Source organism: Geodermatophilus sp. Leaf369, assembly GCF_001424455.1.
In the GTDB taxonomy this organism is placed as follows: Bacteria; Actinomycetota; Actinomycetes; order Mycobacteriales; family Geodermatophilaceae; genus Klenkia.
On sequence record NZ_LMQA01000001.1, the window covers coordinates 992484 to 1004400 of the forward strand.

Annotated in this window: 12 protein-coding genes and 1 tRNA gene; 5 read left to right on the top strand and 8 right to left on the bottom strand. The window is 74.2% G+C overall.

All coding sequences use genetic code 11. The annotated features are described in order from the left end of the window. Together ASG36_RS04990 and ASG36_RS04995 are read left to right on the top strand one after the other, a co-directional pair. Entirely contained in the window at nucleotides 1-1995 is a 1995-nt protein-coding gene (locus ASG36_RS04990) for a VWA domain-containing protein (RefSeq protein ID WP_055760204.1), read from the top strand. Then, nucleotides 1992-2441 (top strand): GNAT family N-acetyltransferase, encoded by a 450-nt coding sequence (locus ASG36_RS04995; protein WP_055760207.1) that lies wholly within the window; start codon nucleotides 1992-1994, stop codon nucleotides 2439-2441. The genes ASG36_RS04990 and ASG36_RS04995 overlap by 4 nt, the downstream gene beginning before the upstream one ends. Here the strand turns inward: ASG36_RS04995 and ASG36_RS05000 are convergent. Then, nucleotides 2434-3786 (bottom strand): DUF2252 domain-containing protein, encoded by a 1353-nt coding sequence (locus tag ASG36_RS05000; RefSeq protein ID WP_055760210.1) that lies wholly within the window; start codon nucleotides 3784-3786, stop codon nucleotides 2434-2436. The genes ASG36_RS04995 and ASG36_RS05000 overlap by 8 nt on opposite strands. A gap of 80 nt (nucleotides 3787-3866) precedes the next feature. Here ASG36_RS05000 and ASG36_RS05005 point away from each other — a divergent pair, with 80 nt between their 5' ends. Then, nucleotides 3867-4895: an SGNH/GDSL hydrolase family protein gene (locus ASG36_RS05005; protein ID WP_055760215.1), complete on the top strand. Its 1029-nt coding sequence runs from the start codon at nucleotides 3867-3869 to the stop codon at nucleotides 4893-4895. Nucleotides 4896-4977: 82 nt separating this feature from the next. Further along, complete coding sequence (locus tag ASG36_RS05010; RefSeq protein ID WP_055760218.1) at nucleotides 4978-6198, top strand: acetyl-CoA C-acetyltransferase; 1221 nt, start codon at nucleotides 4978-4980, stop codon at nucleotides 6196-6198. Nucleotides 6199-6313: 115 nt separating this feature from the next. Here the strand turns inward: ASG36_RS05010 and ASG36_RS05015 are convergent, their stop codons facing one another. The 3 genes from ASG36_RS05015 to ASG36_RS05025 form a co-directional block, all read right to left on the bottom strand. After that, nucleotides 6314-7123 (bottom strand): Bax inhibitor-1/YccA family protein, encoded by an 810-nt coding sequence (locus ASG36_RS05015; RefSeq protein WP_055760221.1) that lies wholly within the window; start codon nucleotides 7121-7123, stop codon nucleotides 6314-6316. A 178-nt stretch (nucleotides 7124-7301) separates the two neighbouring features. After that, nucleotides 7302-7375: transfer RNA gene (locus ASG36_RS05020), tRNA-Leu, on the bottom strand. A 19-nt stretch (nucleotides 7376-7394) separates the two neighbouring features. After that, a complete protein-coding gene (locus ASG36_RS05025; RefSeq protein WP_082522789.1) occupies nucleotides 7395-8204 on the bottom strand; it encodes a uracil-DNA glycosylase in 810 nt (269 codons plus the stop codon). A 9-nt stretch (nucleotides 8205-8213) separates the two neighbouring features. Here ASG36_RS05025 and ASG36_RS05030 point away from each other — a divergent pair, with 9 nt between their 5' ends. Further along, entirely contained in the window at nucleotides 8214-8519 is a 306-nt protein-coding gene (locus ASG36_RS05030) for a DUF4235 domain-containing protein (RefSeq protein ID WP_055760224.1), read from the top strand. Between the two features lie 31 nt (nucleotides 8520-8550). On the opposite strand, the gene ASG36_RS05035 is transcribed toward ASG36_RS05030, so the two are convergent. From ASG36_RS05035 to eno, 4 genes are read right to left on the bottom strand one after another with little or no spacing between them, the layout of a single operon-like run. Then, complete coding sequence (locus ASG36_RS05035) at nucleotides 8551-9498, bottom strand: Ppx/GppA phosphatase family protein (RefSeq protein WP_055762476.1); 948 nt, start codon at nucleotides 9496-9498, stop codon at nucleotides 8551-8553. Then, nucleotides 9495-10019, bottom strand: coding sequence for a DUF501 domain-containing protein (locus ASG36_RS05040; protein WP_082522790.1), 525 nt, complete (start codon nucleotides 10017-10019; stop codon nucleotides 9495-9497). Before ASG36_RS05040 ends, ASG36_RS05035 begins: the two co-directional genes overlap by 4 nt. A 23-nt stretch (nucleotides 10020-10042) precedes the next feature. After that, a complete protein-coding gene (locus ASG36_RS05045) occupies nucleotides 10043-10576 on the bottom strand; it encodes a septum formation initiator family protein (RefSeq protein ID WP_055760230.1) in 534 nt (177 codons plus the stop codon). Between the two features lie 10 nt (nucleotides 10577-10586). Then, on the bottom strand, nucleotides 10587-11870 hold the full coding sequence (gene eno, locus ASG36_RS05050; RefSeq protein WP_055760233.1) for a phosphopyruvate hydratase: 1284 nt from the start codon (nucleotides 11868-11870) through the stop codon (nucleotides 10587-10589). Nucleotides 11871-11917 lie beyond the last annotated feature (47 nt).

Consider the following 11917-nt stretch of genomic DNA (forward strand, 5'->3'; position numbering starts at 1 on the left):
GTGCCCCGCGGACGACACGGCACGGCCCGGTACGGGCGGTGGCGCGGCGGGCCCGACCCGCTGGCCCCGCCCTACGACCTGGGCAGTGCCGTCGACGAGATCGGCGACCAGGTGCTGGCCGGCAGCAGCGTGCGCGAGGCGCTGCGCGACCTGCTGCGCCGGGGCATGGACGGCCGGCAGGGGCTCGACGACCTGCGCCGGTCGGTGCGCGACCGGCTGAAGCAGGCCCGGAAGGCCGGCCGCATGGACGGCACGCTGGAGGAGGTCCGCGAGCTGCTGGACCGCGCCCTGGAGGCGGAGCGGCGCGAGCTGTTCCCCGACCCGGACGACGCCGCCCGACTGGCCGAGGCCGAGCTGGACGCGCTGCCCGAGGACACCGCCGGCGCCGTCCGGGCGCTGAAGGACAAGCAGTGGCGCTCCGACGAGGCACGCGAGGCCTACCAGCAGATCCAGGACCTGCTGCAGAAGGAGGTGCTGGACAGCCAGTTCCAGCACATGAAGTCCGCCCTGCAGCAGATGAACGCCGCCGGCGAGGACGGCACCCAGGCGGTCAAGGACATGGTCGCCGACCTGTCCGCGCTGCTCGACGCGCACAACCGCGGTGAGGACACCGACGAGCAGTTCGCCGACTTCATGGGCAAGCACGGGCAGTTCTTCCCCGACGACCCGCAGACCGTGGACGAGCTGGTCGACTCGCTGGCCCGCCGGGCCGCCGCGCAGGAACGGATGATGGCCGGGCTGTCGCCCGAGCAACGTGCCGAGCTGTCGGACCTCATGGGCCAGGCCATGCAGGACATGGGCCTGGCCAGCGAGATGGCGCACCTCAACGACGCCCTCCGCCAGGCCCGGCCCGACCTGCCGTGGGGCCAGCGTGGGCAGGTGCCCGACGGCGAGCAGGGCCTGGGCATGGGCGACGCCACGACGGCCGTGGCCGAGCTCGCCGACCTGGAGGCGCTGAACAACCAGCTCTCCCAGGGGTACGCCGGGGCCAGCCTGGCCGACGTCGACGAGGAGCTGCTGGAGCAGGCGCTGGGCCGTCCCGCGGTCGACGACCTGGCTGCGCTGCGCCAGATGGAGCGCGAGCTGGAGCGCCAGGGGCACCTCAGCCGCACCGAGGGCAAGCTCGAGCTCTCCCCCAAGGCGGTCCGGCGACTGGGCGCGACGGCGCTGCGGCGGGTGTTCGCCCAGCTCGACGCCACGGGCCGGGGCGATCACGACGTCGCCGACGCCGGGGCCACCGGCGAGCTGACCGGGGCCTCCCGGGAGTGGCGGTTCGGCGACGAGCAGCCCCTCGACGTGGTCAAGACCGTCCGCAACGCGGTGCTGCGCTCGGCCGGCACGCCACGTGCCGAGGACCAGCGGGCGGTGCAGATCGCGGTCGAGGACTTCGAGGTGGTGGAGACCGAGCGCCGCACCGGGGCCGCGGTCGCGCTGCTGGTCGACCTGTCGTACTCGATGGCGCTGCGCGGCACGTGGGGCGCGGCCAAGTCCACCGCGATGGCCCTGCACTCGCTGGTCACCACCCGCTTCCCCCAGGACGCGATCGAGATCATCGGGTTCTCCTCCACGGCGCAGGTGCTCCGGCCCGAGGCGCTGGCCGAGCTGTCCGTGGACACCCTGCAGGGCACCAACCTGCAGCACGGTCTGATGCTGGCCCGCCGCTTCCTGGCCCGGCACCACGACGCCGAACCGGTCGTCCTGGTGGTCACCGACGGCGAGCCGACCGCGCACCTGGAGGCCGACGGGACGCCGTTCTTCTGCTGGCCGCCGATGCCGATGACGATCGCCAAGACCGTCGCGGAGGTGGAGCGGGTGGCGCGGTCCGGCGCCACGATGAACGTGTTCGCCCTGGACCCCGAGCCCTCGCTGGTGCACTTCGTCGAGGACATCGCCCAGCGGGCCGGCGGCCGGGTGTTCCTGCCCGACAGCGAACGTCTCGGTGAGTACGTGGTCTCGGACTACCTCCGGGCCCGGAGGGGGCGGCGCGCGCGGTGACCGCACCGGTCGTCGTCGAGCAGGTCGGGGCCGCGGCGACGCACCCCCTGCGGGCGGCCCTGCTGCGGCAGGGCCGTCCGGTGGAGATCGCCGGGGACGACGACCCGGCGACGCTGCACCTGGCCGCCCGGCTGCCGTCCGGCGAGGTGGTCGGCGTCCTCCGGCTGCACCCGCAGGCCTGTGCCTGGCGGACGGCCGAGCGGCCCTGGCAGCTGCGGGCGATGGCCACCGACCCGGCCGTGCGGGGCACCGGGGCCGGGCGGGCCCTGGTCACCGACGCCCTCGCCCGGCTCACCGCCGCCGGCGCGGACCTGGTGTGGTGCGACGCCCGGGCCGCCGCGGTCGGCTTCTACGAGCGGCTGGGCTTCGTCGTCGTCACCGACGTGTTCGACGTCCCGCTGGTGGGTCCGCACCACGGGATGGTGGTGGGTCTGCCGGTCAGCTGAGCGGGTGGTCCCCGCTGGAGCTGATCCCGGGGATCTCCCCGGCGCGGAAGGCGTCGACGAAGGACCGGTGGTCGGCCCGCGCCTGCGCCGCGTAGGCGTGGGCGAAGGCGGTGAGGTCGGCGACCAGCTCCTCCTGCCGGTCGCCCACCATCGCGAGCACCGCCTCCTCGACCTGGACGTCGACGGCCTCGTGGTCGGCGTCGGCGTCCCCGATGCAGTGGATCTTGGCGGTGGCCCGCCCGAGCTGGGCCACCACCGGGGCGATCTCGTCGGGCTCGGTGAGCTCCTCCCAGTCCAGGTCCTCCTCGTAGGGCGAGAGCTCGGAGACCAGGAAGCCGACGCCGCGGATGACGGTGTGGCCCAGGAACGGCGACGCGTGGGACTGCATGGCCCGCTGGGCCGAGACCGTGCGCTCACCCTCGTGCTGGAACAGCGCCCGCACCTCGGGGTCGGTGACGATCCGGCTCGGCGCGGCCCGGGCGGCCTGCTTCAGCGACAGCACGACGTCGTTCTCCAGCGCCTGGTCGTAGCCCTCCAGCAGCACCGTGTAGGCGGGCAGGCCAGCGCTGCCGATGCCGAACCCGCCGGTGCCCACGAGGTCCTTGACGTCGTAGGCGACCTCCCGGCGGCGCTTGGACTGCGGCACCGTCTCCCGGTAGGCGGCGACCGCGGCCAGCACCTCGGCACGCTCGTCGTCCTCGAGCCGGCGGTGCCGGGGCATGTCGGCGAAGCGGCGCTGGTGGTCCTCGACGACGGTCAGCCGCTCCAGCAGCGAGATGCGGGTCTGCTCGGCCGTGGCGAGCACCAGGTCCAGCACCGCGCCGCTGGTGTTGTGCCGGTCGAGGGTGAACTCACGGTCGTCCGCGGTCCGGTCGAACAGCCGCACCTGGTCGAGGTAGGCCTCCAGGTACACCCGCAGCAGAGCGCTGATGGCGTCGTCGGACAGCGCCTTGCGCCAGGCGAGCAGCGCGAAGCTGGCGCAGAAACGCCGCAGGTCCCAGGACAGGTGACCGAGGTAGGCCTCGTCGAAGTCGTTGACGTCGAAGACGATGCGACCCGAGCCGTCCATGTAGCTGCCGAAGTTCGCGGCGTGCAGGTCACCGTGGATCCACGTCCGCGACGTCTGCTCGTCACTCCACCGGTCCTCGGCGTCTGCCAGGTCGGCGTAGAACAGACAGGCCGACCCGCGGTAGAAGGCGAACGGGTCGGCGGCCATCTTGCGGAACTTGGTCCGGAAGGCGTCGGCGTCGCTGGCCATCAGGTCGGAGAACGCCTCGACGAGGACGGCCACGATCTGGGCGCGCCGCGCGTCGTCGGCGGCGGGGGTGGGCGGCTCCTGGGTCACGACCCCACCGTAGGGGGAGCGGTCCCCGCCGGGGTGGGAGCTAGCCTGCAGGTCAGGACGACGACGAACCGGAGGACGACGTGACGCGGGCGAGCAGGGCACGGAAGCTCGCCACGGCTGCCGTCTACGGCGGGGGCGGCGTCGGGCTGGCCGGGGCCGCCCTGGTGCAGCTCCTGCGCGAAGAGGCCCGGCGGGCCCGGCGCGGCATCGAGAGCCGCACCGCCCAGGCCGACCCGCCCACCGGCGAGGGCGTCTACGGCCACTACCGCGGCGCCCCGCTCGTGCTCGCGGTGCTCGGTGACTCCAGCGCCGTGGGGCTGGGCGTGCAGACCGCCGCGGAGACCCCCGGCGTGCTCGTGGCCGCGGCGCTGGCCGAGCTGGCCGAACGCCCGGTCCGGCTGGTCAAGGTGGCCCGCTCCGGCGGGCGCTCCACCGAGCTGGCCGGCCAGGTCGAACGGGTGCTGCCGCACTCCCCCGACATCGCCATGGTGATGATCGGCGCCAACGACGTCACCAGCCGCACCAAGCCCGCGATCGCCGTCCGGCGGCTGGCCGAAGCCGTCCGCACCCTGGAGGCCGCCGGCTGCCGGGTCGTCGTGGGCACCTGCCCCGACCTCGGGACCATCCGGCCGATCGCCCAGCCGCTGCGCACGTTGGCCCGCCGGTGGAGCCGCCAGCTGGCCGCGGCCCAGACCATCGCCGTGGTCGCCGAGGGCGGGCGCACGGTGTCGCTGGGGTCGGTGCTGGGCCCGGCGTTCGCGACCGACCGCACGATGTTCTCCAGCGACGAGTTCCACCCCTCTGCCGCCGGGTACGCCGCGGCGGCCGCGTCGCTGCTGCCCTCGATCGCCGACTCGCTCGGTGTCTGGCCCGCCTCCGCCGACCGTGGGCTGCGCTCCCTGCGTCGGGACACCGTGCGCCCGGTCGCCCAGGCCGCGGCCCGCGCCGCCGGCCGCACCGGCACCGAGGTGCAGGCCACCGAGGTGCGCGGCGAGGACGCCGGACCCCGCGGACCGTGGGCGCGCCTGCGCCGCCGTCGGCCGCCGGAGATGGCGAGCCCGGCCGAGGTGGGCGCGGTCGCTGCCGGCGGCGTGCAGGTCGACCGCTAGCTACTGGCCAGTAGCCACCGGGGGTACGTTCGACGGCGACCGGACGCCACCACGCGGGTGGCGCCTCACCGTGGAGGTCCCTGTGCCCGAAGCCGTCATCGTCGCCGCTGCCCGTTCCCCGATCGGCAGGGCGTTCAAGGGGTCGCTGAAGGACCTGCGCCCCGACGACCTGACCGCCACCATCGTCCGCGCGGCCCTGGACCAGGTGCCCTCGCTGGACCCGCGGGACATCTCCGACCTGATGCTCGGCTGCGGTCTGCCCGGTGGCGAGCAGGGCTTCAACATGGGCCGGGTCGTCTCGGTGCTGCTGGGCATGGACCACCTGCCCGGCACCACGATCACCCGGTACTGCTCCTCCTCGCTGCAGACCACCCGGATGGCCATGCACGCGATCCGGGCCGGCGAGGGCGACGTGTTCATCTCCGCGGGCGTGGAGATGGTCTCCCGCTTCGCGAAGGGCAACTCCGACGGCCTGCCGGACACCGAGAACCCGGTCTTCGCCGACCGCAAGGCCCAGATCGCCGCGGTCGCCGAGTCCGGCGCGGACTCCTGGACCGACCCCCGCGAGAACGGCGGCATCCCCGACGTCTACGTCGCGATGGGCCAGACCGCGGAGAACCTGGCGCTGCTGAAGGACGTCTCCCGCGCGGAGATGGACGAGTTCGCCGTCCGCTCGCAGAACCTGGCCGAGAAGGCCATCGCCGACGGCTTCTGGGCCCGGGAGATCACCCCGGTGACCACGCCGGACGGCACCGTGGTCTCCGCCGACGACGGCCCGCGCGCCGGCACCACCCTGGAGGGCATCTCCGGGCTCAAGCCGGTCTTCCGTCCCGACGGTCGGGTCACCGCCGGCAACGCCTGCCCGCTCAACGACGGCGCCGCGGCGCTGGTGGTCATGAGCGACACCAAGGCCGCCGAGCTGGGCATCACCCCGCTGGCCCGGATCGTGTCCACCGCCGTCACCGGGCTCTCCCCGGAGATCATGGGCTACGGCCCCGTCGAGGCGTCCCGCCAGGCCCTGGCCCGCGCGGGGATGACCGTCGACGACATGGACCTCGTGGAGATCAACGAGGCCTTCGCCGCGCAGGTCATCCCGAGCTACCGCGACCTGGGCATCGACATCGACAAGCTGAACGTGCACGGCGGGGCGATCGCTGTCGGGCACCCCTTCGGCATGACCGGCGCCCGGATCACCGGCACCCTGCTCAACGGCCTGCGCTCCACCGACGGCACGTTCGGCCTGGAGACCATGTGCGTCGGCGGCGGGATGGGCATGGCGATGGTGCTCGAGCGGCTCAGCTGACCTGAGAACGGACCGAGGCCCGGCCCCCTGACGGGGACCGGGCCTCGATTCGTGTTCGGCCGCGTCCCAGGGTCCCGCGGCGTGCGAAGCGCGTCGTGGGGTGGGACGTGGTCCTTTATTCGCGGAAGTAGCTCAGGAGACGCAGGATCTCCAGGTACAGCCAGATGACCGTGACGAGCAGGCCGAAGGCGATGTACCAGGCGAACTTCGGCGGGGCGCCCCGACGGATGGCCTCGTCGGCCATGTCGAAGTCCAGCAGCAGCGAGAACGCAGCGACGCCGATGACGACGAGGCTGAACACGATGGCGATGGGGCCACCGTCACGCAGGCCGGTGTTGAAGCCGAACAGGCTGGCGACCAGGTTGACCAGCATCAGGGCCAGGACGCCGAACATGGCGCCGACGATCCAGCGGGTGAGCTTCGGGGTGACCCGGATGGCGCCGGTCTTGTAGACCACCAGCATCCCGAAGAAGACGCCGAACGTGCCGATCACGGCCTGGACGACGATGCCCGGGTAGACGTCGTTGAAGGCCTCGCTGATCGCGCCGACGGCGGCACCCATGAGGGCGGCGTAGGCCAGCGTGGCGACGGGGTTGGCGATCTGCTTGAACGAGATCACCAGGCCGACGACGAGCGCGATGATCGCGGCCGGCATCGCCAGGCCCCAGGCGGCCTGGCCCGGGAGGGCCCAGACGGCCGCGGCGGCCAGGACGGTCACCAGGAACGAGATGCCGGTCTTGGTGACGACGTCGTCCATCGTCATGTACTGCGTGCCCGAGGCCGCGTACGGCGAGGGCTGGGCGTACGGGTTCTGCTGCGCGGGCGCGCCGTACTGCTGCTGGGGCGCCTGGCCCCAGGTGGCGTTCGGAGCGCTGTTCGTCGCGCCGGGGAAGCCGCGACTGAACGCCGGGTTGCTGCTGGGCATCGTCATCTCCTCGAGGTGACTCGGTCGGGTGCGTGGACTGCCTGTTCGGCACCCCACTCGTCCTGCACAACGCCCCGTGCCCGGGAAGCGTTCCTGAGAGTCCTCTGGACGTGACCGCGGCGTGACCTGCGCACCCGTACGGGTGAGCCCCGCCGTGGGTGCTGCGGAGACACCGGTGTGCCCCCGGTGGGGTTCGAACCCACGCTGTGACCCTTTTAAGGGGCCTGCCTCTGCCGGTTGGGCTACGGGGGCGACACCGAGACCGTAGTGGTCAGCGGCCCGTGGCGACCTCGGTGGCCCGGGTCAGCACGGCGTCCAGCATGGGCTCGGTGAGCCGCCCGGTGAAGGTGTTCTGCTGGCTCACGTGGTAGCTCCCCAGCAGGGTGAGCGGCCCGTTCGGGCCCTGCAGGGTCACCTCCACCCCGTGCCCGAACGCGGGGCGGGGACGCGGCAGGGGCACCCCTGCCGCGGCGAGTACCGGCCACAGCGCCTGCCAGCCGAACCCGCCGAGCACGACCAGCACCCGCAACCGCGGCAGCAGCTCCAGCTCCCGGGCCAGCCAGGGCGAGCAGGTGTCGCGCTCGGCCGGGGTGGGTGCGTTGGCCGGTGGCGCGCACCGCACGGCGGCGACGACCCGCACGTCGGTGAGCTCGAGCCCGTCGTCCTTGCTCACCGAAGTGGGCTGGTTGGCCAGCCCCGCCCGCCAGAGCGCGGCGAAGATCCAGTCGCCGGACCGGTCCCCGGTGAAGACCCGACCGGTGCGGTTGCCCCCGTGCGCGGCCGGCGCGAGCCCGACGACGGCGATCCGCGCGTCGGCCGGCCCCATGCCCGGCACCGGGCGCCCCCAGTACTCCTGGTCCCGGAAGGAGGCCCGCTTGACCACGGCGACCTCCTCGCGCCAGGCGACCAGCCGGGGGCAGGCCCGGCAGCCGGACACCCGCTCGTCGACCGCGGCCAGGTCCAGGGCGGTCCGGGCCCCCCGGGCCACGCCGGCGGGGGTGCGGGTGACGGGGAAGCCGTCGGCGTCGCGTGCCACCCCGGTGATGATGCCCGTCCGGCGCGCGGCGGTCCGGGGCGGCATGATCGTCGGGTGGCCAAGAAGCAGAAGGTGAAGACCCCGGCGCTGTACAAGCTGCTGGGTCCCGCGCTGGCGATCCCGACCGGCATCGTGGTGAAGAAGGTGGCCGACGCCGCCTGGCTGAAGGTCCGCGGCACGCCGCCGCCGAAGAACCCCGACGTCCCCGGTGTGGGCTGGGGCGACGCCCTGGCCTGGGCCGCGGTCTCCGGTGTCCTGGTCGCCTTCGGCCGGCTGTTCGCCGCCCGCGGCGCGGCCAAGGCCTACACGAAGCTGACCGGCAAGATCCCGGCCGGCGCGAACGCCGACAGCGCGGCGTGACGGCAGGGCCCCGCCACGGCGGGGCCCTGCCTCACCTCACCAGCGAGAGCGCGATCCCGTCCAGGATGTCGTGCTCGCTGACCACGACCTCGTCGAGGTCGAGGGCGTCCATCACCACCCGCAGCACCAGTGCACCGGCGCCGATGACGTCGACCCGCCCCGGGTGCATCACCGACAGAGCCGCCCGGCGGGCGCGGGTCGCGGTCAGCAGGCCGGCGGCCACCGAGCGCACCGCGCCGACCGGGATGCGCGCACCGTGGATTGCGGTCGCGTCGTAGGCGGGCAGCCGCAGGGCGAGCGCGGCGACCGTGGTCACCGACCCCGCCAGCCCCACCAGGGTCGCGGCCTCACCCACGGGCACCTCGGCGACGACGGAGACCAGCGCCTCGCGGATGTCGGACTCCGCGCGCTGGATCTCGTCGGCGGTGGGCGGGTCGGAGTGCAGGTGCCGCTCGGTGAGCCGCACGCACCCGATGTCCACCGACCGGGCCGCCCGCACCCCGGCGTCGTCGCCCAGCACGAACTCCGTCGAGCCACCGCCGATGTCGACCACCAGGTACGGGGCCGCGGGGACGGCGCCCCCGTGCGCCGCGGCGGCCGAGGCCAGCGAGCCGGTCGCGCCGACGAAGGAGAGCCCCGCCTCCTCCAGCCCGGGGACGACGTCGGGCAGCTGGCCGAGGGTCGTCTGCACCATCTGCTCGAAGTCGGCCCGGTTGGCGGCGTCCCGGCTGGCGCTGGTGGCCACCATCCGGGTGCGCTCGACGCCCAGGTCGCGGGCGGTCGCGGCGTACTCGGCCAACACCCGGCGGGTGCGCTCGATCGCCTGCGGGGCGAGCCGCCCGGTGGCGTCGACCCCCTCCCCCAGGCGGACCACCTCCATCCGGCGGACCACCTCCACGTGCGGGCCGGCGGCGGGCACGTCGGCGACCAGCAGGCGCAGGGAGTTGGTGCCGCAGTCGATCGCGGCGACCCGGGTCACGGCGTCGTCCGGACGTCGGCGGGGTCCTGCGGCGAGGGCGCCGCGCACCGACCCGCCGCCCACCACTCGCCCATTCCGGCCAGTGCCCGGTCACCGATCGGGTTCACCCCGGGGCCGGCGGCGAGGGAGTGCGCGGCCAGGGCGTGCAGGCACTTGACCCGGTCGGGCATCCCGCCGGCGGTGGCCCGGGTGGGCAGCACGTCGACGGCGTCCCGGGTGGCCAGGAACGCCTCGTGCGCGGCCAGGTAGGCCGCGGCCAGCTCGGGGTCGGTGGCCAGGTCGGCCTGCCACTGCTTCATCGCGCCCTCGGACTCCAGCCGGCTCGCCGCGGCCGTGGCCCGGGGGCAGGTCAGGTAGTACAGCGTGGGGAACGGCGTGCCGTCCTCCAGCCGCGGGGCGGTCTGCACGACGTCGGGCTGCCCGCAGGGACAGCGGTGGGCGACGCCGGCCAGGGCGCGCGGGGGCCGGCCGAGCTGCCGGGCCACGACGTCCCGGTCCTCGGGGCTCACGGGGGTGCTCACCGGGTGAGTCTGCCCCACGCCCGTCAGCTGTCTGCGGTGGTGATGGACTCGAGCAGGCCCTGGTACCAGGGCGGCTGCTCGGTGTCGTCCGCGGCGCCCGGGGTCTGGGTGGGCTGCTCGTCCTCGCCGACCTCGCCGTCGGCGATCACCACGAGCCGGTCACCGGGCAGCACGTAGTTCAGCCGCTCCCGGGCCTGCTGGGCGACGTAGGCGGGGTCGGACTGCCGGTCGAGCTCGCCCTGCAGCTGCTCCGCCCGCAGCGAGAGCGCCTGGCTGTCGGCGGCGAGCTCGGCCAGCTCCTGGCGGCCGGCGACGTAGGAGCGCACCGGGCCGGCCAGGGTGAGGGCCAGCAGCAGCACGAGCGCCCCGAGCAGGACCGCGCGGCCGGTGAAGAGCGGGGTGCGCCTCGTGGTGGTCGCCGTCCGGGCCGGACGACGGGTGCGCCGCCGGCCCTGCCGGCTGTCGGCGCTCCCCCGGGCCCCCGCCCGCGCCGGTCGCGCCGGGGTCCGGCGGCGGGTGCCGCCGGACTCGGGGCGCCGGTTGCGGGCGGTGGCCACGGGGGTGCTCTCAGGCGCCGGTGCTGTGCCGCGGGAAGGCGGCGGCGCCGGCGTAGCGGGCGGCGTCGTCGAGCTCCTCCTCGATGCGCAGCAGCTGGTTGTACTTGGCCACGCGCTCGGAGCGGGCCGGGGCACCGGTCTTGATCTGCCCGCAGTCGGTGGCGACGGCGAGGTCGGCGATCGTGGTGTCCTCGGTCTCGCCGGAGCGGTGGCTCATCATCGAGCGGTAGCCCGAGCGGTGCGCCAGGTTGACCGCGTCGAGGGTCTCGGTGAGCGTGCCGATCTGGTTGACCTTGACCAGCAGCGCGTTGGCCGCGCCCTGGGCGATGCCGTCGGCCAGCCGGGCGGGGTTGGTGACGAAGAGGTCGTCGCCGACGATCTGCACGCGGTCGCCGAGGGCGGCGGTCAGGTCGACCCAGCCCTCCCAGTCCTCCTCCGACAGCGGGTCCTCGATCGAGACGATCGGGTAGGCGTCGAGCAGGGTGGCGTAGTACTCGGTGAGGTCACCGGCGGTGAGGGTCTTGCCCTCGAAGGCGTAGCCGTCGGCGGAGTGGAACTCCGTCGCCGCGACGTCCAGGGCGAAGCCGATGTCGGTGCCCGGGGTGTACCCGGCCTTCTCCACGGCCTCGGTGATGAGGTCCAGCGCGTCCCGGTTGCTCGGCAGCGAGGGGGCGAAGCCGCCCTCGTCGCCCAGGCCGGTGGCCAGGCCACGGCCCTTCAGGACCGACTTCAGCGCGTGGTAGACCTCGGTGCCCATCTGGAGCGCCTCGGCGAAGGTCGCCGCGCCGATAGGCGCGATCATGAACTCCTGGACGTCGACGTTGCTGTCGGCGTGGGCGCCGCCGTTGACGATGTTCATCATCGGGACGGGGAGCAGGTGCGCCGAGGGACCGCCGAGGTAGCGGAAGAGCGGGAGCCCGGAGGACTCGGCCGCGGCCTTGGCGACGGCGAGGCTGACGCCGAGGATCGCGTTGGCGCCCAGGCGGGACTTGTCGGGGGTGCCGTCGAGGTCGATGAGCGCCTGGTCGACGAGGCGCTGCTCGCTGGCCTCGAAGCCGACGAGCTCGGGGCCGATGACGTCCAGGACGCCGTCCACGGCCTTCAGGACGCCCTTGCCGCCGTAGCGCTCGCCGCCGTCCCGGAGCTCCACGGCCTCGAAGGCGCCGGTGGACGCCCCGCTGGGCACGGCGGCCCGGGCGATGGTCTGGTCGTCGAGGGCTACCTCGACCTCCACGGTGGGGTTTCCGCGCGAGTCGAGGATCTCCCGCGCGCCTACTGCTTCGATGCTGGCCACGCGGGCAGCCTAGCGACCTCCCGAAGCACCGGGACCGTCCCGCGCCG